The sequence below is a fragment of the Burkholderia anthinoferrum genome (assembly GCF_002925705.1).
GTDB classification, from domain to species: Bacteria; Pseudomonadota; Gammaproteobacteria; order Burkholderiales; family Burkholderiaceae; genus Burkholderia; species Burkholderia semiarida.
The window spans coordinates 470,960-492,718 of the sequence record NZ_LFZP01000052.1 but is presented as its reverse complement, the minus strand read 5'-3'; the positions used below and the strand labels follow the sequence as shown (position 1 = coordinate 492,718).

At 69.4% G+C, this 21,759-nt stretch carries 18 protein-coding genes and 1 pseudogene; 6 read left to right on the top strand and 13 right to left on the bottom strand.

The annotated features are described in order from the left end of the window. Positions 1-410: 410 nt before the first annotated feature. Both C5F75_RS24860 and potE read left to right on the top strand, forming a co-directional pair. The gene (locus C5F75_RS24860; protein WP_089465509.1) at positions 411-2,711 is read left to right on the top strand and encodes an Orn/Lys/Arg family decarboxylase; all 2,301 of its coding nucleotides are present in this window, start codon (positions 411-413) and stop codon (positions 2,709-2,711) included. A 58-nt stretch (positions 2,712-2,769) separates the two neighbouring features. Then, positions 2,770-4,155 carry a putrescine-ornithine antiporter gene (potE, locus tag C5F75_RS24855; protein WP_059582571.1) on the top strand — a complete coding sequence of 462 codons (1,386 nt, stop codon included), beginning with the start codon at positions 2,770-2,772 and terminating at the stop codon, positions 4,153-4,155. A gap of 7 nt (positions 4,156-4,162) precedes the next feature. Here the strand turns inward: potE and C5F75_RS24850 are convergent, their stop codons facing one another. Beyond that, the gene (locus C5F75_RS24850) at positions 4,163-5,071 is read right to left on the bottom strand and encodes a LysR family transcriptional regulator (RefSeq protein ID WP_104012850.1); all 909 of its coding nucleotides are present in this window, start codon (positions 5,069-5,071) and stop codon (positions 4,163-4,165) included. A gap of 199 nt (positions 5,072-5,270) precedes the next feature. On the opposite strand from C5F75_RS24850, the gene C5F75_RS24845 reads away from it, so the two are divergent. After that, a complete protein-coding gene (locus C5F75_RS24845; RefSeq protein ID WP_104012892.1) occupies positions 5,271-5,855 on the top strand; it encodes a putative glycolipid-binding domain-containing protein in 585 nt (194 codons plus the stop codon). A gap of 4 nt (positions 5,856-5,859) precedes the next feature. Here C5F75_RS24845 and C5F75_RS24840 read toward each other — a convergent pair whose 3' ends face one another. After that, positions 5,860-6,852 carry a sulfonate ABC transporter substrate-binding protein gene (locus C5F75_RS24840; RefSeq protein ID WP_104012849.1) on the bottom strand — a complete coding sequence of 331 codons (993 nt, stop codon included), beginning with the start codon at positions 6,850-6,852 and terminating at the stop codon, positions 5,860-5,862. A gap of 214 nt (positions 6,853-7,066) precedes the next feature. Then, the gene (locus tag C5F75_RS24835; RefSeq protein ID WP_059583096.1) at positions 7,067-7,474 is read right to left on the bottom strand and encodes a DUF427 domain-containing protein; all 408 of its coding nucleotides are present in this window, start codon (positions 7,472-7,474) and stop codon (positions 7,067-7,069) included. A 348-nt stretch (positions 7,475-7,822) separates the two neighbouring features. On the opposite strand from C5F75_RS24835, the gene C5F75_RS24830 reads away from it, so the two are divergent. Continuing rightward, the gene (locus C5F75_RS24830) at positions 7,823-9,484 is read left to right on the top strand and encodes an ABC transporter substrate-binding protein (RefSeq protein ID WP_059582563.1); all 1,662 of its coding nucleotides are present in this window, start codon (positions 7,823-7,825) and stop codon (positions 9,482-9,484) included. Positions 9,485-9,528: 44 nt separating this feature from the next. Here C5F75_RS24830 and C5F75_RS24825 read toward each other — a convergent pair whose 3' ends face one another. The 8 genes and pseudogenes from C5F75_RS24825 to C5F75_RS24790 all read right to left on the bottom strand — a co-directional run. Continuing rightward, complete coding sequence (locus C5F75_RS24825; protein WP_104012848.1) at positions 9,529-10,476, bottom strand: TauD/TfdA dioxygenase family protein; 948 nt, start codon at positions 10,474-10,476, stop codon at positions 9,529-9,531. 171 nt (positions 10,477-10,647) lie between these two features. Then, positions 10,648-11,601, bottom strand: a complete 954-nt coding sequence (locus C5F75_RS24820; protein ID WP_060311167.1) for a TauD/TfdA dioxygenase family protein — start codon at positions 11,599-11,601, stop codon at positions 10,648-10,650. Positions 11,602-11,749: 148 nt separating this feature from the next. Beyond that, positions 11,750-12,595 carry an ABC transporter ATP-binding protein gene (locus C5F75_RS24815; protein WP_104012847.1) on the bottom strand — a complete coding sequence of 282 codons (846 nt, stop codon included), beginning with the start codon at positions 12,593-12,595 and terminating at the stop codon, positions 11,750-11,752. A 40-nt stretch (positions 12,596-12,635) separates the two neighbouring features. Beyond that, positions 12,636-13,469 carry an ABC transporter permease gene (locus C5F75_RS24810; protein ID WP_104012846.1) on the bottom strand — a complete coding sequence of 278 codons (834 nt, stop codon included), beginning with the start codon at positions 13,467-13,469 and terminating at the stop codon, positions 12,636-12,638. A gap of 35 nt (positions 13,470-13,504) precedes the next feature. Beyond that, positions 13,505-14,347 carry an ABC transporter permease gene (locus C5F75_RS24805; RefSeq protein WP_104012845.1) on the bottom strand — a complete coding sequence of 281 codons (843 nt, stop codon included), beginning with the start codon at positions 14,345-14,347 and terminating at the stop codon, positions 13,505-13,507. 14 nt (positions 14,348-14,361) lie between these two features. Beyond that, on the bottom strand, positions 14,362-15,429 hold the full coding sequence (locus tag C5F75_RS24800; protein WP_059582549.1) for an ABC transporter substrate-binding protein: 1,068 nt from the start codon (positions 15,427-15,429) through the stop codon (positions 14,362-14,364). A gap of 103 nt (positions 15,430-15,532) precedes the next feature. After that, positions 15,533-16,780, bottom strand: a complete 1,248-nt coding sequence (locus tag C5F75_RS24795; protein WP_104012844.1) for a glycosyltransferase family 87 protein — start codon at positions 16,778-16,780, stop codon at positions 15,533-15,535. 18 nt (positions 16,781-16,798) lie between these two features. Further along, positions 16,799-17,275 (bottom strand): annotated as a pseudogene (locus C5F75_RS24790) (glycosyltransferase family 2 protein); the annotation flags it as partial. A gap of 303 nt (positions 17,276-17,578) precedes the next feature. On the opposite strand from C5F75_RS24790, the gene C5F75_RS24785 reads away from it, so the two are divergent. After that, positions 17,579-17,953 (top strand): phage protein NinX family protein, encoded by a 375-nt coding sequence (locus tag C5F75_RS24785; RefSeq protein ID WP_059639242.1) that lies wholly within the window; start codon positions 17,579-17,581, stop codon positions 17,951-17,953. A 28-nt stretch (positions 17,954-17,981) separates the two neighbouring features. Here C5F75_RS24785 and C5F75_RS24780 read toward each other — a convergent pair whose 3' ends face one another. Then, positions 17,982-18,968: an ABC transporter substrate-binding protein gene (locus C5F75_RS24780; protein ID WP_089465776.1), complete on the bottom strand. Its 987-nt coding sequence runs from the start codon at positions 18,966-18,968 to the stop codon at positions 17,982-17,984. A 167-nt stretch (positions 18,969-19,135) separates the two neighbouring features. Next, on the bottom strand, positions 19,136-20,014 hold the full coding sequence (locus C5F75_RS24775) for a LysR family transcriptional regulator (RefSeq protein ID WP_089465517.1): 879 nt from the start codon (positions 20,012-20,014) through the stop codon (positions 19,136-19,138). 100 nt (positions 20,015-20,114) lie between these two features. Here C5F75_RS24775 and C5F75_RS24770 point away from each other — a divergent pair, with 100 nt between their 5' ends. Further along, positions 20,115-21,686 carry an MFS transporter gene (locus tag C5F75_RS24770; RefSeq protein ID WP_089465518.1) on the top strand — a complete coding sequence of 524 codons (1,572 nt, stop codon included), beginning with the start codon at positions 20,115-20,117 and terminating at the stop codon, positions 21,684-21,686. The last annotated feature ends 73 nt before the right edge of the window (positions 21,687-21,759 follow it).

The window sequence follows — 21,759 nt, the reverse complement described above, 5'->3', positions numbered from 1 at the left end:
CGAATGCGGAATGCCGAATGCGCACCGCGCCGGGAAGCGTCGAGCAGCGCGGCACAGCCGTGATCGGACGGTGCTCGGCGCCGCCGATCGTAGCAATAAAGGCACGCGAATTCAATCGACCAGAATCGTCAATGTCATTGACGGATGAGCCTAATCAATTGATCGGCAATTGACGTGCTGCAGCGCATATAAAAATGATCCAATGATGAAATCCTATTGGAAAGGCGCCGATGGTTTCACCGAATCGTCGGCTTTTCATCGAATGGCGTTCATGGCATAGTCGGCTCCGAACTGGGTGGCGAATCAAGCCGGAATGGCGAGCGTCTCGTGCCACTGCCCGTGACCTGCCGTCCGCGTGCGCGCGAGACGAGCGATACCAATCGAAGCAACCCAACCGCGAGGGCAACAACATGAACACTTCCGTCGGCGGCATTCGCCGTCTCGGCATGCGTGCGCTACTGGTCGACGACGAAATCGCGCAGGAAACCGCGACCGGCCGCGCGGTCCGCACGCTGAGCGCGGAACTCGCGCAACGCGGCATCGACGTGTTGACGGCCACGTCCGCCGACGATGCGGTCGTGCTGATCCGCTCCGATCCGTCGATCCAGTGCGTGCTGCTCGACTGGGATCTCGGCGTGGACGGCCACGGGCCGTCCGAGGTGGTGGTCGACGCGATCCGGCATCGCAACGGCAGCGTGCCGATCTTCCTGCTGGCCGACCGCAGCGTCGCGTCGACGGTGCCGGCCGCGGTGATGGGCAAGGTCGACGATTTCGTGTGGCTGCTCGAGGATACGGCCGACTTCATCGGTGGGCGCATCCACGCGGCGATCGAACGCTATCGCTCGACCGTCCTGCCGCCGATGTTCGGCGCGCTCGCGAAGTTCTCGCGCGTCTACGAATACTCGTGGCATACGCCGGGCCACACGGGCGGCACCGGCTTCCTGAAATCGCCGGTCGGCCGCGCGTTCTTCGAGTACTTCGGCGAATCGCTGTTCCGCTCGGACCTGTCGATCTCGGTGGGCGAACTCGGCTCGCTGCTCGATCATTCGGGCCCGATCGGCGAAAGCGAGCGCTATGCGGCGCGCGTGTTCGGCGCGCATCGCACGTATCACGTGACGAACGGCTCGTCGACGTCGAACCGCATCATCCTGATGGCGAGCGTGAGCCGCGACCAGATCGCGCTGTGCGACCGCAACTGCCACAAGTCGGCCGAGCATGCGATGACGATGTCGGGCGCGATTCCGACCTACCTCGTGCCGACGCGCAACCGCTACGGGATCATCGGGCCGATCGCATCGGAGCGCCTCACGCAGGCGGCGATCCGCGAAGCGATCGCATCGAACCCGCTCGCGGCCGGGCTGGCCGATCGCCAGCCGAAGCACGCGATCGTCACGAATTCCACGTACGACGGCCTCTGCTACAACGTCACGCGCGTCGAGGAATTGCTCGGCGCGAGCGTCGACCGGCTGCACTTCGACGAAGCGTGGTACGGCTACGCGCGCTTCAATCCGATCTACCGCGACCGCCATGCGATGCACGGCGACCCGCGCGACCACCACAAGGACCGGCCCACGGTATTCGCGACGCAGTCGACGCACAAGCTGCTGACCGCGCTGTCGCAGGCGTCGTACATCCACGTGCGCGACGGCCGCAGCCCGATTCCGCATGGCCAGTTCAACGAAACGTTCATGATGCACGCGTCGACGTCGCCGAACTACGCGATCATCGCGTCGAACGACGTCGCGGCCGCGATGATGGACGGCCCCGGCGGCGCCGCGCTGACGCGCGAATCGATCGAGGAGGCTGTCGCGTTCCGGCAGATGATCGCGCGAATGAACAATGAATTCGGCGCGAAGGGCGACTGGTTCTTCGAATGCTGGCAGCCCGATACCGTGCTCGAGGCGCGCACGGGCCGCACGCTGCCGTTCCACGAAGCGCCGCCCGAGCTGCTCGCGAGCGACCCGGCGTGCTGGGTGCTGCGCCCCGGCGCGCAATGGCACGGCTTCGGCAATATCGAGGACGGCTACTGCATGCTCGACCCGATCAAGGTGTCGATCGTCACGCCTGGCGTCGCGCCGGCCGGCGGCCTGATGCCGGTCGGCATCCCGGCGAGCGTCGTCACCGCGTATCTCGATGCGCGCGGGATCGTCGTCGAGAAGACCACCGATTTCACGATCCTGTTCCTGTTCTCGATCGGCATCACGAAGGGCAAGTGGGGCTCGCTCGTCAGCGCGCTGTGCGATTTCAAGCGCGACTACGACGCGAACCTGCCGCTCGACATGGCGATTCCGTCGCTCGCGAACGAGCATGGTTCGCGTTATGCGGGCATGGGGCTCAAGGATCTGGCCGACACGATGTTCGCGGCGATGGAGCAGCTCGGCACGACGCGGCTGATGTCGGAGGCGTTCTCGATCTTGCCGACGCCGGAGATGAGCCCGGTGCGCGCGTACGAGCATCTCGTGCAGGGCCGCGTCGAACAGGTCACGCTCGACGAGCTGGCCGGGCGCACGGTGGCCACCGGCGTCGTGCCGTATCCGCCGGGCATTCCGCTCCTGATGCCGGGCGAGAACGCGGGGCCGGCCGGCGGCCCGGTGCTCGGCTACCTGAAGGCGCTCGAAGCGTACGACCGGCGTTTCCCGGGCTTCGCACACGACACGCACGGCGTGGAAGTCGAGGACGGCACGTACCGCGTGTACTGCCTGACGGCCTGACGAGCGAACGAACGAGCGACCGGCCGCCCGGCGGCCTCACATCGAAGGATCGAACACCATGGACAACGCAGCGCACCTGTCCGGCGCGGCCACGACGGCCGCGCCGAAGAACCGGATGAACGTCTGGCAGCTCACCGTCCTCACGGCGGTCAACATGATGGGCTCCGGCATCATCCTGCTGCCGGCGAAGCTCGCGCAGGTCGGCACGATCTCGCTGCTGTCGTGGATCGTCACGGCCGGCGGCTCGCTCGCGCTCGCCTATGCGTTCGCGCGCTGCGGGATGCTGAGCCGCAAGCCGGGCGGGATGGGCGGCTACGCGGAGTACGCGTTCGGCAAGGCCGGCAACTACATGGCGAACTACACGTACGGGCTGTCGCTCGTGATCGCCAACGTCGCGATCGGCGTGACGGCGGTCGGCTACGGCACCGTGCTGTTCGACGCGACGCTGTCGCCGCTGCAAACGGGCCTCTGGACGATCTTCCTGCTCGTGCTGACGACGGTCGCGAACTTCGGCGGCTCGCGCATCACCGGCCGGATCGGCGCGGTGACGGTGTGGGGCGTGATCATTCCGGTCGTCGTCGTGTCGCTGATCGGCTGGTTCTGGTTCAGCGGCGCGACCTGGGGCGCGGCGTGGAATCCGCACGACCTGCCGTTCGGGCCGGCCGTGGGCGGCTCGATCGCGGTGACGCTGTGGGCGTTCCTCGGGCTCGAATCGGCGTGCGCGAACTCCGACGCGGTGGAGAATCCGGAGCGCAACGTGCCGATCGCCGTGCTCGGCGGCACGATCGCGTCGGCGATCTTCTACATCGTGTCGACCAACGTGATCGCCGGGATCGTGCCCAACGCGATCCTCGCGAAGTCGAATGCGCCGTTCGGCATCGCGTTCGCGACGATGTTCACGCCGGCCGTCGGCACGATCGTCACCGCGCTGATGGTGATCGCATGCATCGGCTCGCTGCTCGGCTGGCAGTTCACGGTGGCGCAGGTGTTCAAGAGCTCGGCCGACGTCGGCTACTTCCTGCCGGTGTTCGCGCGCGCCACGCGCACGGGCACGCCGATCGTCGGCATGGTGATCCTGCTGGTCGCGCAGGTCGCGCTGGCGCTGATGACGATCAGCCCGGAGCTGAGCAGCCAGTTCCAGAAGATCGTCGATCTCGCGGTCGTCACGAACCTCGTGCCCTACGTGATGTCGATGGCCGCGCTGATCACGATCCAGAAGGTCGCGAAGGTGCCGCCGGGCAAGGCGCTGTTGACGAACGTGGTCGCGATGGTCGCGACCGCGTACAGCTTCTACGCGCTCTACAGCTCGGGCGAGCAGGCGCTGATGCTGGGCGGCCTGTGCGTGTTCCTCGGCTGGACGCTGTTCGGCTTCGTCAGCGCGCGCTTCTACCAGATGGAAGTCGATGCGCACGTGAAGGAACCGGGGAAGTCGCTGCAGGCGTGAACAGGCCCTAACGCTGCCGCTGCGTCAGCAGCGGCGGGAGTGCTCGTTTCAACAGATCGACGACGGCGCGCACGCGCGGCGGCAGCGGCCGCTGCGCGTGCACCAGCACGTTGAGCGCGAAGTCGGGAACGTCGTAGTGCGGCAGCAGGCGGACGAGCCGGCCGTGCGCGAGCGCATCGGCGCAAGCCGGGTGCTGGACCACGCCGATGCCGCCGCCCGCCGCGATCGTGTCGAACATCGGGCGCCAGTGGCTCGCGGTCATGACCGTGCGGATACGCGCGTATTCGACTGCGCCGCCGTCGCGCTGCAGCGGCACCTGTTCGTTCGCGAACACGCCTTTCACACGGATGAACGGATGGTTCGCGAGATCGGCCTTCGTGTCGATCGGGCCGTGCCGGTCGAGATACGACGGTGCGGCGACGAGCACGCGGCCGACCGTGCCGAGCGCGTAGGCGACGAAGCCGCCGTCGCCGAGCTGGCCGACCCGGATCGAAATGTCGACGCCCTCGGTGACCGGATCGACGATGTCGTCGTTCAGCACGAGGTCGATGTGCAGCTTCGGATACGCGGTGCGGATCTGCATCAGCACGCCCGGCAGTACGACCTCGCCGAAGCATTGCGGCGCCGCGAGCCGGATCGTGCCGTCGAGCGCGTTTTCCGTCTTCGACACCGATGCAACGGCCAACTCGGCCGCCTCGAGCAGCGCCTTGCTGCGTTCGTAGAAAAGGCGGCCTTCCTCCGTGCACGCGAGCGTACGCGCACTGCGCATCAGGAGCCGCGTGCCGAGATGTTTCTCGAGTTTCTCGATGCGCTCGCTGACGGCCGGTTGACCCATGTCGAGATCCCGTGCCGCGCCGGACATCGTGCCGCGCTCCACGACCCTGACGTAGATGCGCATCGTCGCCAACAAATCCATGAAGTCGCGCCTTTTGTCTTCCGGTACGATTTTGTGCCGATCGACGGATGGTATCAAAGCGGCGGAGGGCCGACGGTGTGCGTCGGGCCGATACTCACTATCGGCCGGTGCGCTCATGGTGCCGACGAAGCCGCGTGCGTTCGTTCGCGCCGTGAGCGAAAATCGGCGTCGCTCCCTCGCGACCGACAGGAGACCCGGCATGACGCAACGCAACGAAGCCCCACGGACGCATTGCGTCGCATGGCAGATCGTGCAGACGTGGCAGGCGGCCGAATGGTGCCGGCTCGACGAGTCGCAAACGGGCATCGCGCTGGCGGGGACGGTGGCGGGCGCGATCGACGGCACGCCGTTTCGCATCGATTACGCGATCGCATGCGGGACCGACTGGCTCACGCGTTCGGCGCGCGTGACGCGGTGGACCGGCACGGCGCCGCCACGGCAATGGGACATCGCGTGCGATGCGGGGCGGTGGACGATCGACGGCGTCGATGCGCCGGCGCTCGCGGGCGCGACCGACATCGATCTCGGCTTCAGTCCGTCGACCAATACGCTGCCGATCCGGCGGCTCGCGCTCGCCGTCGGCGAGTCGGCGGAGATTCGCACCGCGTGGCTGCGTTTTCCGGATGTCGACATCGTGCGCGGCGAGCAGCGCTATACGCGCACGGCGCCGCACATGTATCGCTACGAGAGCGGCACGTATGCGGCCGATATCGCGATCGACGGCGCGGGCCTCGTCACCGACTACGACGAATGGCGGCGCATCGGCGCGGCGCCCGCGTCGTGACGCATCAGCGCGCGCTGGCGACCGACAGCTTGCCCGGGATCAGCTTCAGCGTGCTGAACGCGTCGGCGATGCTCTGCTGGTACGCGAGAGTCGCGTCGGTGATCGGCTGCACGCCGTAGCCGGCGCGCTTGAGCGCGACTTCGAGCGTCGGCGCGTCGAGGCCGACGAGCGGCGACAGTTGCGCGGCCACCTCGGGCACGTGATCGCGCGCCCAGCGGTCGACCGCATCGACTTCGTCGAGCAGCGCGCGCAGCACCTGCGGGTGCGCGGCCGCGTACTTGCGCGCCGCGAGGTAGTACTGCGTATTGCGCACGAGCGCGTCGCTGTTCGCGACCACGCGCGCGCCGAGCTGCCGTTCGGCGGCGGCCAGATACGGATCCCAGATCACCCACGCATCGACGCTGCGCTGCACGAACGCCGCGCGCGCGTCGGCCGGCGTCAGGTAGATCGGCTGGATGTCGGCATAGGTCAGGCCCGCGCGCTCGAGCGCCTTCACCAGCAGGTAGTGGACGTTCGAACCCTTGTTGAACGCGACCTTCTTGCCGCGCAGTTGCGCGACGGTTCGGATCGGCGAATCGGGCAGCACGACGATCGCCTCGCCCTGCGGCGCCGGCGGCTCGTTGCCGATGTAGACGAAATCGACGCCGGCCGCCTGCGCGAAGATCGGCGGAGTTTCGCCGACCGTGCCGACGTCGATCGCGCCGGCGTTCAGCCCCTCGAGCAGTTGCGGGCCGGCCGGGAATTCGAGCCATTGCACGGCGACGCCCTGGCTCGCGAGACGCTTCTCGAGCGTGCCGCGCGCCTTGAGCACGACGAAGTTGCCGTATTTCTGGAAGCCGATGCGCAGCCGCGTGCCGCCGGCATCGGCGCGTGCGGGCGCGGCCGCGAGCGGCCCGAGCGCGAGCCCGGCCAGCCCGGCGGCCGCGCCGTGCAGCCACTGGCGGCGGCGCGGGTTCGCCGGAGTCGATTCAAGGTCTGCGTGCGGTGTGTCGTTCATCGAGGCGTCCTGCTGGCGGGTTCACGGGCCGCGCGCGAAGGTGGCGCGGCCGGCGCAGGACCGGGCCGGATGCGGGCGACGCACGCAACGGGCCGGCCCGCGCCGGAGTCAGGACGATACGGCGCGGCGGGCCGGCGGCCAACCAACGAATCCGAATATGCAAATCAGCGGCCGGACGATACGTAACCGGTGACGCGGCAGCACGCCGCCGCGCTCACTCGGTGACGAGCAGGCTTTCCTCGATCGAGTCGACGCGATCCGGATAGAACGCGAGGTGCCCGCGAATCGATTCGACGGCCGGATTCGGATGCTCGTACGTCCACACGGCGTTGATCGAGCGTTCGCCGCCGGCCGGAATCGAGTAGTACGCGCAATCGCCCTTGTACGGGCAGTAGGTCGCGTGTTCGGTGCGTTCGAGCAGCGACATGTCGGCATCCTCGCGCGGAATGTACAGCACCGCCGGATAGCTGGCCTCGCGCAGCACCAGCGCATGGCGCGTATCGGCGACGACCTTGTCGGCCACCTTCACGATCACGCGGGACGAATGCGGTTCGATCAGGATCGGGTGATCGGGGCCCGGCGACTTCACGGGACGAGAGGGCGTATCGGGGTTGATCGGCATCGGGTTCCTCCGGAAAGGGCGGCGCGCACGGACGCGCCGTGCCGGCATGTGCACGCCGGGCGGATTCCCGCGCGCTGGCGCCGGCGTTGGCCAATCGATACGATGCGCCCATTCCGGAGAACTTGCAGGGGGCCGGAAGGCCGTGCGGCGGTTTTCGATCGGGTGTCCGGGCGGCTCGCGGCGGCGGCGTTCGGCATGCATGCGGCGCTCGCATGGACTTTTCGATGCAGCGGCAGCGGGATGCATCCACGACGATAAGCAACGCGGAATTAATTGGTAAGCGATCGGCGGGAGGCGCGCGAAGATCGGCGGTCGTCAATCGCATGACAGCCTTTTTTATCCGCCACCATGAAGAATCCTTTCGTTTCGTCAGCCGCGCGCCGCACGCGCGGCGTATCGCACGCCGGCGCGGCGCTCCGCTGCATCGCCGCGTCGTTGCTGTTGGCGGGCGCCGCGACGCACGCGCTCGCGGCGCCCGCGGGCAAGACGCTCGTGTACTGTACCGAAGGCAGCCCGGCCGGCTTCGATCCCGGCCAGCATACGACGAGCACCGATTTCGATGCGAGCACGTACCCGATCTACAACGGGCTCGTGCAGTTCAAGCGCGGCACGCTCGATCTCGTACCCGCGCTCGCGACGAGCTGGGACGTGTCGCCCGACCAGCGCACGATCACGTTCCACCTGCGGCGCGGCGTGAAATTCCAGACCACCGCGTGGTTCAAGCCGACGCGTCCGTTCCAGGCCGACGACGTCGTGTTCACGTTCCGCCGGATGCTCGACCCGGACGATCCGTTCCGCAAGGCGTATCCGGTCAGCTTCCCGTATTTCAGCGATCTCGGCTTCGACCGCAACATCGAGCACATCGAGAAAGTCGACGACTACACGGTGCGCTTCGTGCTGAAGTCGCCCGACGTCGTGTTCGTGCGCAATCTCGCGATGGCGTTCGCGTCGGTGCTGTCGGCCGAATATGCGGGGCAGCTCGCCGCGCGCCATCGGGAGTCGGACATCAACCAGTTCCCGGTCGGCACGGGGCCGTTCGTGCTGCGTACGTACCAGAAGGACGCGCTGATCCGCTACGACGCGAATCCCGACTACTGGAACCCGGACGACGTGAAGCTCGCGCGCCTCGTGTTCGCGATCACGCCCGACCCGGCCGCGCGCTTGCAGAAGCTCGTGGCCGGCGAGTGTCAGGTGTCGGCGTTTCCGCGGCCGGCCGATCTCGAGACGGTGCGGCGCGACCCGAAGCTGACGCTGTTTTCGGGGACGGGCTTCAACGTCGGCTTCGTTGCGTACAACACGCAGCATCCGCCGCTCGATCGCGTCGACGTGCGGCGCGCGCTCGACATCGCGATCGACAAGGCGGCGATCATCAAGACCGTGTTCAACGGCGACGCGACGATCGCGACGAATCCGATGCCGCCCGCGCAATGGTCGTACAACCCGCGCCTGAAGGACGCGCCGCGCGATCCGGCCGCCGCGAAGGCGCTGCTCGCGCAGGCCGGCTTTCCCAACGGCTTCGACCTGACGCTGTGGGCGATGCCCGTGCAGCGCCCGTACAACCCGAACGCGCAGTTGATGGCGCAACTGATCCAGCAGGATTGGGCGAGGATCGGCGTGCGCGCGAGGATCGTCAGCTACGAATGGGGCGAATACAACCGCCGCGCGAAGCACGACGGCCAGCACGACGCGATCCTGTACGGCTGGTCGGGCGACAACGGCGACCCCGACAACTGGCTCGGCACGCTCCTCGGCTGCGACGCCGTGCACGGCAGCAATCTCGCGAAGTGGTGCAACAAGGACTTCGAGCAACTCGTGACGGCGGCGCGCTCGAATGCCGATGTCGCGAAGCGCACGGCGCTGTACGAGCAGGCGCAGGTGGTGTTCAAGGACCAGGTGCCGTTCACGCCGATCGCGACGTCGATCGTGTCGCTGCCGATCTCCAGGCGAGTCCACGGGTTGACGTTCTCGCCGCTCGGCGGGCACCGGTTCGACGGCGTGTGGCTCGATTGACGGAAGGGGGGCCGACGCGCCCGTGCGCACCGGCGTTCGCCGCGTCAGTCGAGCGCGACGGCCGCGGCCGTTTCGACCGGCGTGCCTTCGAGCGCGACCGACGGCCGGCCGTCGGGGCCGACCGGCACGTCGCCGACGAGCGTCGTGCGATATAGCTGGCGGTCGAAGTCGAGATCGAAGATGTCGACGGGCGCGAGATGCGCGGTCGCGCGGTTGTCCCAGAACGCGATGCTGCGCGGCTCCCACTTGAAGCGGACCGTGAATTCCGGCCGCGTCACGTGCTCCCACAGCAGTTCGAGCAGCGCCTGGCTCTCGCGCGGCGTCAGCCCGACGATCGATTTCAGGAAGCTCGGGCTCACGTACAGCGCGCGTTCGCCGGTTTCCGGATGCACGCGCACGAGCGGATGCTCGGTCACGAGCGGGCGGCGCTCGACCGCGTCGTCGAATGCGCCGGTCGCGCGCGCGCCTGGCGGTGGCGTGAAGCGATGGATGCCGCGCAGCGTGTCGACGAAGCCGCGCAGCGGCGCGGACAGCGTTTCGTAGGCGCGCACGAGGTTGGTCCAGTGCGTGTCGCCGCCGTACGGCGGGATCGTCACGCCGCGCAGGATCGATGCCCACGGCGGATTCACGGCGGCCGTCACGTCGGTGTGCCAGCCGGTCCAGGGCCGGCGCACCGGTTCGCCTTCGAAGCGCGTCGCCTTGCGATGCTTCGCGATCGAATAGACGGCCGGATGGCCGTCGACATGCCCGAACACCGGGTGCCCGACCGTCGGCTCGCCGAACTGCGCGCAGAACGCGACATGCTGCTCGTGCGTGAGAAATTGTTCGCGGAAGAAGACGACGCGCCATTTCAGCAGCGCGGCGCGGATCGCCGTGATCTGCGGCGTCGTCAACGGTTGCGTGAGGTCGACGCCGCGGATTTCCGCACCGATGTGGGCGGACAGCGGGATCACGTCGACCGGCTGGGCGGGGGGTTCGAGTAGGGCGCTCATGCGACGCTCCTGGCGGAAGTGAACGGGGAAGACGGACGACATCGTTGCGCGTGCAAGCGTCGGTCCGGTGGCGCGATGTTCATGGCGGGTGTCCGGCAGGGAGTGGCGCGGCGGCGCGCGGGAAAAAGGGAAAGGAAACAGGCGAAAGGGCGCCGCCGCGGGACATGGACGTTATTGCAGCGTGGCGCCCGGCCCCTTCAGCAGGACGCTCCGGCGGCCGTCGATGCCGACCGGCACGTCGCCGTGAACGGTCGCACGGCGCACGACCCGGCGCGCATCGCCGTAGTCGTTGATCGCATAGTGCTGCGTCGCGCGGTTGTCCCAGATCGCGACGTCGCCCTCCTGCCAGTTCCAGCGCACGGTGTTCTCGAGACGCGTCACGTGCTCGTGGAACACCTGCAGCAGGTGCGCGGAATCCTGCGCCGACAGCCCCTTGAGCCGCTGCACGAAGTGTCCGAGCACGAGCGTGCGCTCGCCGGTTTCCGGATGCACGCGCACGACCGGGTGCTCGGTTTCGTAGACGGTCGACGTGAACACTTCGCGGTAGCGCTTCAGTTGTGCATCGTCGGCGTGCACGTGCGTCGACGCATAGTCGTAGGCGTTCGTGTGCAGCGCCCACAGCGTGTCGGCGAGCGCGCGCAGCGAATCGGGCAGATGCGCGTACGCGGCGGCCGTGTTGGCCCATACGGTGTCGCCGCCGAACGGCGGGATCACGACCGCGCGCAGGATCGAGACCTTCGGATACGCATCGACGAAGGTCACGTCGGTATGCCACGAATTCGCGCGTGCGCCGTGCGCGGAATCGAGTTCGAGCAGCGCCGCGCTGCCGTCGACGGACGGCACGGTCGGGTGCGCGACCGTGTCGCCGAAGCGGCGGGCGAACGCTTCCTGCGCGGTGTCGTCGAGATGGTGCTGGCCGCGGAAGAACAGCACCTTGTGGCGCAGCAGCGCGGCGTGGATCGCGTCGAACGTCGCGTCGTCGAGCGCGGACGACAACCGCACGCCGGAAATTTCGGCGCCGATCCGGCCGGCGACCTGGCGAAGCTGAAGCGGGACGGCGGCCGTGCGCGGCGCGGCGTGCGAAGCAGGCGAAGGCGAGTGAGCGGCGTGCTGGACATCGGACATCGGGAGTCTCCTGGAGTCGGGTCGGTCGAGCCTCCATTCAAGCAGGCGCCGCGCGGATTCGGAACCGATGAATCGTCACAACCTTAGCGTGCGGACTGCGCTGAACGATATGTGTCGTGATGCTGAGCAATGCAAACGCGTTGCATCGCTACCACGCGAGCCGCCATTCGCCGATCGGGTGCGCTCGCGCCGCGTCGATGCGCTTGCCGCCCGAGGCGTCGTCGCCCGACGGGGCGCTGTCGTCGAAATCGGCGAGCACCGTGGCGCGGAATCGCGCGAATGCCGGCGAATCGCGCCGGCGCGGGCGCGGCAGCGCGACGTCGACGATGCGCGCGATGCGGCCCGGACGCGGCGCCATCGTGACGACACGGTCGCCGAGATAGACGGCTTCGTCGACGTCGTGCGTGACCAGCAGCATCGTGATGCGTTCCTGTTCCCAGATGCGCAGCAGTTCGTTCTGCATCTTCGCTCGCGTCTGCGCGTCGAGCGCGCCGAACGGCTCGTCGAGCAGCAGCACGCGCGGCCGGTTCACGAGACCGCGCGCGATCGCGACGCGCTGCGCCATCCCGCCCGACAACTGGTTCGGAAACGCGTGCTCGAAGCCGTTCAGCCCGACGAGGGCGATGTGTTCCGCGACCGCACGCCGTTTCGCGGCGGCGTCCAGCGGCGCGTTGCGCAGCGCGGCGCCGATGTTCTGTTCGACGGTCAGCCACGGAAACAACCGGTGATCCTGGAACACGATGCCGCGCTGTAGCGACGTGTCGCGCACGCGTTCGCCGCCCGCGCGGATTTCGCCCGTGTAGTCGGTGTCGAGCCCGGCGACGAGCCGCAGCAGCGTGGACTTGCCGCAGCCGCTGGCGCCGACGATCGTGACGAATTCGCCGGCACGCACGTGCAGCGATACGTCGTCGAGCACGGCGAGCGCCGCGTCGCGTCGCGCGTAGTGCTTGCTTACATGGAGGATGTCGAGCGAATCGGAGGCGAGGGTCGTCATGGCGGTACGAAGAAGGGGGCGGAAAGGAGGCAAGGGGCGCTCAGCGCGCGAGGTCGCCGCGCCGGGCCAGCACCTTGCGCTCGATCGCTCGCGCGGTCGCGTTCAGCGCCCAGCCGGTCACGCCGACGACGATGATCCCGAACAGCACGAGATCCATCCGGAACTGCTCGCTGCCGTCGATCAGCGTGTTGCCGATCCCGCTGCCGGCGACGAGCAGGTATTCGGCGCCGAGCGTCGCGAGCCACGAATAGATCAGGCCGAGATACAGGCCGGTGAAGATCGACGGCAGCGCGGCCGGCAGGATCACGTGGCGGATCAGCTGGAGCCGCGAGTAGCGCAGCGCGCGGGCGACGTCGACATACGCGCGCGGCACCGCGTGAATGCCGTCGCAGGTATGGGCGGCGACCGGCAGCAGCGCGGCGAGCGACAGGAACACGACCTTCGCGACGTCGCCGAGGCCGAACCACACGGAAATCAGCGGAATCCACGCGAACAGCGAGATCTGCTTGAACGTGTCGAAGCTCGGGCCGACCATCCGCGCGGCGATGCGCGACAGCCCGAGCACCGCGCCGAGCAGGAGGCCGCCCGTCGCGCCGATCGCGAACCCGCACGCTTCGCGCGCGAGCGACGCCGGCAGCGCACGGCCGAGCGCGCCGCTTGCCGCCTGCGCCCACGCGGTGTGCAGCACGTCGGCCGGGCCGACGAGCAGCCCGCTTGTCACGAGATGCGCGGAAGCGATCGCCCACCAGAGCGCGAACGCCGCGAGCGGCAGCACGAAGCCGCGCCAGTCGGGCACATGCGGACGGCGGGCGGCCGCGGCGGATGTAGCGGTGGTAGCGGGCGGTGTGGCTGACGGCGCGGCGGCAGGCGGCACGGGCGATTCTCCTTCGGTTGGGCGGGCGGGCCCGTTCAGCCGCGAAACGCGGACGGCACGCCGCGGCGCAGGCGCGCTTCGAGTGCGTCGAGCGCCCGGTTGATCAGCAGGCCGACCGCGCCGACCACGACCACGGCCGCCATCACGAGATCGAGCTGGAACAATTGCCGCCCGTACACGATCAGGTAGCCGAGCCCTTCGGACGACGCGACGAGTTCGACCACGACGAGCGCGAGCCACGACTTCGTGAACGCGAGCCGCGCGCCCGTCGCGAGCGTCGGGATCGCGGCCGGCAGCACGACGTGGACGATGCGTTGCCGGCGCGTGTAGCCGAACCCGCGCGCGACTTCGTCGAGGGCGGGCGGCGTCTGGCGAAACCCCTGCAGCGTGCTCAGCGTGACGGGGACGAGCGCCGCATGCGCGATCAGCAGGTACTTCAGCGGCTCGCCGACGCCGACGAGCAGCAGCAGGAACGGCAGCCAGCCGAGCACCGGGATCTGTACGAGCGCGTTGAAGCTCGGCAGCACGTAGGCTTCCAGCGTGCGCGACAGCCCGAGCGCGACGCCGATCGACACGCCGAGCAGCGTGCCGGCCGCGAAGCCGACGAGCACGCGTTGCAGGCTGATCAGCGTGTGGCGCATGAGATCGCCGTTCGACGCGAGCTCGGCCAGCGTGTCGACCACGCGTTCGGGCGGCGGCAGGATTTGCGGCGCGATCCAGCCGCGCGCGCTGCCCACGCTCCACAGCGCGAACAGCAGCGCGGGCAGCACCCACGGCGCGAGCCGCCACGCGAGCCGTTCCAGCGCGGCCGCGCGGCGCGGCGGCACGGCGAGCGTGCGCGACTCGGACGACGGGACGGGAAACGCGGTGTCGCTCATCGGGGTCGATCCGGTCAGGAGAGAGGCTTGCCGGCCGCGTCATAGCGCGGCCAGTAGTTTTCGAGCTTGAGCGTGCGCAATGCATGGTCGAGATACTTCGGCTCGAACCAGCCGTCGACGTCGACCGGCTGGCGGATCAGCTTCAGGTTCAGCGCATCCTGCGCGACGGCCTTGTAGCGCGCGACGACGAACGGGTCGATCAGCGGGGACAGGCGGTCCTTCAGGCGCTGGTTCGCATAGTCGGCCTGCCACGACGTGTACGGCACGCCGCTCTTCGCCCACAGCTTGAACAGCGCATCGCGGTTCGCCTCGTCGGACGACCATTGCGCGCCCTTCACGAACGCGGTGACGACGCGCTGCACGATGTCCGGGTGCGCGCGTTCGAAATCGTCGAGTACGAGCAGGTGGGTCTGGCGCGTCAACTGCGGGCCGTCGTTCTGCGATTCGTAGATGATTTTCGCGAGGCCCGCGTCGCGCAGCTTGTAGAGCCCGTAATCGCCGACCGACGCGTCGATGCCTTTCGACGCGAGCGCGGCGAGCGAACTGGCGGCGTCGAGATTGATCACGCGCAGGTCGCGTTCGCCGAGGCCGTTCTTCGCGAGCGCGTTGTCGGCGACGAGCTGCAGGTTGGTGCCGCGGAAGATCGACACGCGGCGGTCCTTCAGGTCCTTGATCGAGCGGATCGTGGAGTCGGGCGGCACCGCGATCTTGATGCCCGAGCGCACGCTCGCGGCGAGCAGCAGGCGCGTCTTGATCCCGTTCGAGCGCGCGAGCACGGCGGGCAGGTCGCCCTGGTATGCGAAGTCGAGCGCCTTGTTGGCGATCGCCTCGTTGACGGCCGGCCCCGCGCCCTTGAAGAACAGCCATTCGACCTTGATGCCGTCGGCGGCGAATTCCTTTTCGACGAGCTGCTGCAACTGCACCGTCGCGGCGCTCGATCCGCCGAAGGTCGGTGGGTCGCCGGCGCCCTGCTGGGCGACGCCGATGCGGAGAATGGCGGGCTTGTCCGCGTGCGCGGCGGCGGCCGGCAACGCAACGAGGGACGCGATCAGCAGTGATCGCAGCAGGCGCAGTGGAAGCATGAATCGATGGATCCGGAACGTTGGGGAACGAGGCCGGGCCGCAGCCCGTCGGGTCATTCTCGATGACGCCCGGAGGCCGGACAAGCAACGATTTGAACTATGCTTATCGCCGCGCGGGGGATCGCGGGAGGGACCGAGCGCGCTGCAGCAGCACGAGCAGCGCGATCGACGTGATGGCGGGCCCGATCTGCGGCAGCGTCATCCACGGATTCAGAAACTCGTACAGCGGCAGCGCCCACATCGCGGCGACGGCGCATTGCTCGCCGCGCCGCCAGCCATGCTGCGAGCCGATGGCGATCATGCAGGCGATCGGAATGCACAGCCACGACAGTTCGTAGTGCCAGACATACGGATTGGCGACGAGCGTCGCGACGACCAGTGCCGCGCCGCGCAACCGCACGTCGCGGCTGCGGCGCCAGACCTGGCACGCCGCCGCGAGCGCGATCGCCGCGACGGCGGCCTGGCCGGCGAACGCGGCGGCGGGCGACAGGCCGGCAAGCCGAAACGCCGCGAATGGTGTCGGCGACGCGAACCAGAACGGCACGCCATGCTCGATGGTCAGCGAGCGCAGCGCGCCGGCATTCCGCAGAAACAAGCGAAGCGGTTCCATGCCGCCCGCCGCGATGCCCAGTGCGGTGATCGCGATCGCCCATGCCGCGGCCCATGCGAACGCGCGCCACGCGCGCGCGGCGATCAGCACGAACTGGAACAGCACCGCCAGTTGGGGCTTGACCGACAGGAGTCCGATACACAGGCCGGCCAGCATCGGCCGCCGGTCGACGAAATACACGGCGAGCGCCGCACACGCGGCGGTCAGCATCGCGTTCTGTCCGTATATCGCGGTGACGAGCACCCCGGGGCACGCGAGCAGCGCGAGCCAGCCGATGCGTGTCGCGTCGGGCACGGCGCCGAGCCCCGATACGCGCCACACCGCGAGGCCGAGCAGCACGACGCCGAGCACGACGAACAGCGGATAGCTGATCGCATAGGGCAGCAGCGCGAGCGGTGTCACCGCGAGCAGATACGACGGCGGGTACAGCCACGGCAGGAATGCATGGCGGCCGGCCAACGGGAACAGTCCGGCGAGCGCGCGCGAGAACGCGGGGATGTCGTAGGCCTGCCACGGCGAGCCGTGGAGCATCAGATGGGACGCGGACCAGAACACCATGTACCCCGAACCGGGGCGGAACGTGCCCGGTTCGGTCGAGCGAAGGCCGATCCAGAGCAGGATCGCCCCCAGCAGTACGCCGATCGCCAGCATGACCGCACTGTAAAGCGCGATGCGTGCGGGGGTGAGCCAGGCGCGGACAGGGCGTCCGCCGCGCCGTATCGGCGAGCCGGAAATATCCATGCGGCGCTACTTGGCCGACAGATTGCGCGGCACTTCGGAAAGCCGGTTGTGCACGCGGTAGCAGAGGGCGGCCGCCATGCGTTGCATCAGCGGATCGCACATCCGGTCGGTGCGCTTCGTGGCGACGACCTCGGCGCCCGCGTGCCAGCGTTCGAGCATCGCGGGAATCAGGGACGGTGGGCCCTGCAGGTCGGCGTCGGTCAGGATCACGGCCGCGCCGGCCGCCTCGTCGAGGCCCGCGGTGAGCGCGGCCTCCTTGCCGAAGCGCCGCGTGAGATCGACGATGCGTACGCGCGGATCGGCGACCGCGATGTCGATCAGCTTGTCCAGCGCGCCGTCGCGGCTGCCGTCGTTTACGCAAACGATTTCGAAGCGCGCGGTGCCGATCGCTTCCGGTATCGGAACGGTGGTCGCGAAGAACGCATCGATCGCTTCCGCTTCGTCGTGAAACGGCGCGACGAGCGATACCAACGGCTTCAGGGTGTGCCTGGACATACGTCCCCCGTGAGATCCGGTCTGCGGCGCGTTGTCTGGTTCTGTTGCCGGCGAACGTGCGGAAACGGGCCCGGACCGGTGCGCATGTCGCGGTTATGACGGCCTCGCTGGCTGCCGCCGGCCGGGGCGGCGAACCGTCGGATCATTCTACGCACGAACGGCACGCGAGTGACAGCATGCGCGGGTTTGCTCGGGGGGATTTTCCGCGATGCCGCCCGTGCCGAGGGGCGTTGGCGTTCGGACCGGTCTGCATACGCGCGCAACCGTTAGCATGTTGCTGTCACGACGGTAACGGAGAGGGGCATGCAAGTTCAGGATCTGACAGGCGCGGCGCTGGATTACTGGGTCGCGATCGCGGAAGGCCATGATGCGCCACGTGCCGACGCGTACGGATGCACGTCTGTTCGCACGGCGGGCGGCGTGCCGGCGCCGTTCGCGCCGTCGTCGTCCTGGGCGGACGGCGGCCCGATCGTCGAGCGGCGGCCGTTCGCCGCGTTCGAGCGCGATGGCGGGCGGGGCGCGTGGCGCGCCGTGTTGCATCGGGCCGTGCCGGCCGCGGGCGAGCGCTGCACGTTCAACCAATCGGGGCCGACGTTGCTGATCGCCGCGATGCGCACGATCGTCGCGTCGACGTTCGGCGACGACGTGCCCGACCTCGATATGGCGCGCCCGCGCTGACTGCGCGTCGCGCCCCGCGCGGCGCCACTCAGGCCGACACGTTCCGGATGGCGATCGACGCGACGTCGACGCGGCGCGGCAGGATCGCGTCCGCCGCCGCGCGATCGGCGACGCGCTGCAGCACGTCGATGTCGGCGCCGCTGAGGCTGCGCTGCGCGAGCGCGGCCCGGCGCGCGATATCGGTGGCGGCGTCGGGCGGCAGGCGCGTGAGCGACGCATAGACGCTCGCATAGTCGGCCGGGTGCGCGAGCGCCCATTGCCCCGCTCGGGCGAGGCGCGCGAGCACGTCCGCGAGCGCCGCGCGCTTGCCGCGATCGTCGAGCGTTTCGACTGGCGACGTGAGGAACGCGAGCCCCGAGTTGATGCCGCTGCCGTCGCGGACGATGCGCGCGCCGCGTCGCACCGCATGCCCGTAGTACGGATCGAACGTGGCCCAGATGCCGATCCGCTTCGCCTCGAACGCGGCGAACGCGTCGACCGGCAGGACGAAACGCACCTCGACGTCGCGCGGCGCGAGCCCATGTTCGCGCAGCGCGCCGTACAACTGGTATTGCGAGATGCTGCCGCGTGCCGACGATACGACGACGGTTTGCCCTTTCAGGTCGGCCACGGTGCGAACCGGCGAGTCCGGCTGCACGACGATGCCGAGCGACGTCGGCGAGCCGACGCGCGTCGCGACGATCCGCAGCGACGGATCGCCGAGCGCGGCCGTCAGGACGGGCAGGTCGCCGGCCGGCGCGAGATCGATCGCGCCCGCGCGCTGCGCTTCGAACAGCGGCGCGGCGCCCTGGAAGTTGGCCCAGCGGAACCGGTACGGCGTGCCGTCGAGCACGCGCGCCGCTTCGGCCAGCGCGCGCAGGCCGCCGGCCTGGTCGCCGAGGACGAGCGTGACGCCCGACAGGTCGGCGCCGGCCGCGCGGGCCGGCAGTGCGAGGCCGCCCGCGAGCGGCGCGGCGGCGAGGGCGGCAAGGCGCTGCAGCGCGCGGCGGCGCGCTGTGGCGAAAGAGTGGGTCATCGGCGGCGTGTCCTCGGTGATCCGCGCGCGGACGGCGCGGCTGCCGGGCAGGTTACGGAATCGGTTTCCGGCCGACAAACATCGAATCGTGAAATGCATATTCGTGCGGAGGGCGGCCGGTTTGGCCGGTGCGGCGGCGCTCGACCCGGCGCCCGAGCCCGCACGTCTTACGCGGCCGGCCGAATCGTCCGCAGGAATGCCCGCACGGCCGGCGCCTTTTCGAACCGCCGGTGCGCGAGCGCGAGCGCCGACATGATCGGCTTGCCGGCGATCGGCCGGTACACGACGCCCGGCAGCGACACGCAACCGGCAAGTGCATCGGGAATCACCGCGACCCAGCCGTTCACCGACACGCACGCGAGTACCGCGAGCAGGCCACCCGGCCGCGCGGCGACGACCGGCTCGAAGCGGCCGCGGCGCGCGACTTCGAGCGTGCCGAGCGCCTGTTCGGGCACAGCGAAGCGCGCGTCGGCGAGGTCCGCCGCGCGCACGGTCGCCATCGCCGCATAACGCGAATCGGCCGGCACGGCCGCGACGAACACGTCGCGCTGCAGCGTGACGATCCGCAGGCCGCCGGGCAGCGCCAGCGGCGGGCGCACGTACGCGAGGTCGAGCCGGCCCGTGTCGAGCTGGTTCGCGACGTCGTCCATCGGCACCTCGCGCAGGTTCAGCTCGATGCGCGGGTGCGCGGCGCGGAACGCGCCGACGGTGCGCTGCAGCGTGCCCGAATAGACGGCCGACGACACGTAGCCGATCTCGATCCGGCCGAGTTCGCCGCGTTCGGCCAGCGCGGCGAGTTCGCGGCCTCGCTGCAGGTGCTCGACCGCGGCTCTCGCTTCCGCGAGATAGGCCTCGCCGGCCGCGCTCAGCGTGACGGCGCGGCGCGACCGGTGAAAGAGCCGCACGCCGAGCACGCGCTCGGCTTCCTGGATCTGCCGCGTGAGCGCGGGCGGCGCCATGTCGAGCGCCTCGGCCGCGCGTGCGAAATGCAGGTTTTGCGCGACGCTCAGGAACGCGCGCAGATGACGGAATTCGAGCTGGCCCATGGTTGCAGTTTTCGTCAATGAAATAGCGTGGAAGTATCAATGACAGGCAATACCGGGCGAGCCTAGCATACGGCTCGTTCATCCTGTTCCGGAGTGGCCGATGTCCCCGTCTTCACCGGCGTCGCGCGCAAGCGCGGCCGCCGCCCCGCGCGCCGGCACCCGTCTGCCTGCCGCCGCGACGCTCGCCGTCGCGTCCGCGACCTGTTCGCTGATCGTGCTCGACACGAACGTGGTGGCCGTCTCGCTGCCGAGCATCGCGCGCGGCTTTCACGCGAGCTTCGCCGATATCGAGTGGGTCGTGAGCGCGTACATGACCGCGTTCGCCGCGTGCCTGCTGCCGGCCGGCGGGCTCGCCGACCGCTTCGGGCGCAAGCGGATGCTCTTCGCGGGCCTCGCGCTCTTCTTCATCGCGTCGCTCGGTTGCGGCATCGCGCCGTCGGCGGGCTGGCTGATCGCCGCGCGTGCGGTGAAGGGCGGCGGCGCCGCGCTGCTGCTGACCGCGGCGCTCGCGGTGATCGCGAACCGTTTCCCGGACGGGCGCGAGCGGGCACGCGCGTGGGCGATCTGGGGCATGTGCATGGGGATCGCGACGGCCATCGCGCCGCTCGTCGGCGGCGCGATCACGCAATGGATCGGATGGCGCTGGGTGTTCCTGCTGAACCTGCCCGTCTGCCTGCTGCTGGCGGCCGGCGCGCGCGTCGCGATCGACGAATCGAACGATCCCCATGCGAAGCGCGTCGACGTGGCCGGCAGCCTGCTGTTCGGCGCGGCGCTCGCCTGTGCGATCGCGGCGCTGATCGGCGCGCCGTCGCACGGCTGGCTGTCCATCGCGACGCTGGGCCGGCTCGCGCTCGCGGCGGCGCTGCTGGCGGCGTTCGTCGGCGCGGAGCGCTGGCAGGCGCGGCCGATGATCGATCTCGCGCTGTTTCGCCAGCCGCGCTTCGTCGGCGCCGTGCTCGCGATGTTCGGTTACGCGGCATGCGCGCAGGTGATGATGACGTTCCTGCCGCTGTACCTGCAAAACGCGTTCGGGATGTCGGCGATCGATGCGGGGCTCGGGATGCTGCCGTTCGCGTTCGCGATGATCGCCGGCCCGTCGCTCGGCGCGGCGCTCGCCGCGCGCGTGTCGTCCGGCGGCGTGCTCGCCGGCGGGCTCGCGCTGATCGGCGCGGGCAACCTCGCGACCGCGGCGCTGACGACCGGCGGCGACTACCGGCTCGTCGCGCTCGGCATGTTCGTGACGGGGTGCGGCGCCGGCATCATGAACGGCGACACGCAGAAAGCGATCATGGCGTGCGTGCCGCCGAATCGCACGGGCATGGCGTCGGGCATCAGCACGACGACGCGCTTCTCGGCGATCGTCACGGCCGTGGGCGTGCTCGGCGCGGTGCTGGCGGCGAGTACGCATGCGCGGCTCGACGGGCTGCTGTCCGCGACGCCCGGCCTGCGCGCATTCGTCGACGCGCCGTTCATGTCGAGCCTGCTGGCCGGCGACCTCGCGCAGGCGCTCGGCCGCGTGCCGCCGTCGGCTGCCGGTGCGCTCGCACAGGCGGCGCCGGCCGCGTTCGCGAGCGGATTCGCCGATGCGCTGAAGGTAAGCGGCGTACTGGCGCTGGTTGCGGCCGTCGTTGCGTACAAGTTGCTTACGCAGCCGATGCGCGAACCCGCGTGACGCAGACGCTTGCATGCGCAGCGCATCGTTCTGCTGTCGACGCTCGGGTCGATCGTCTCCCTGCCGGTGCGGC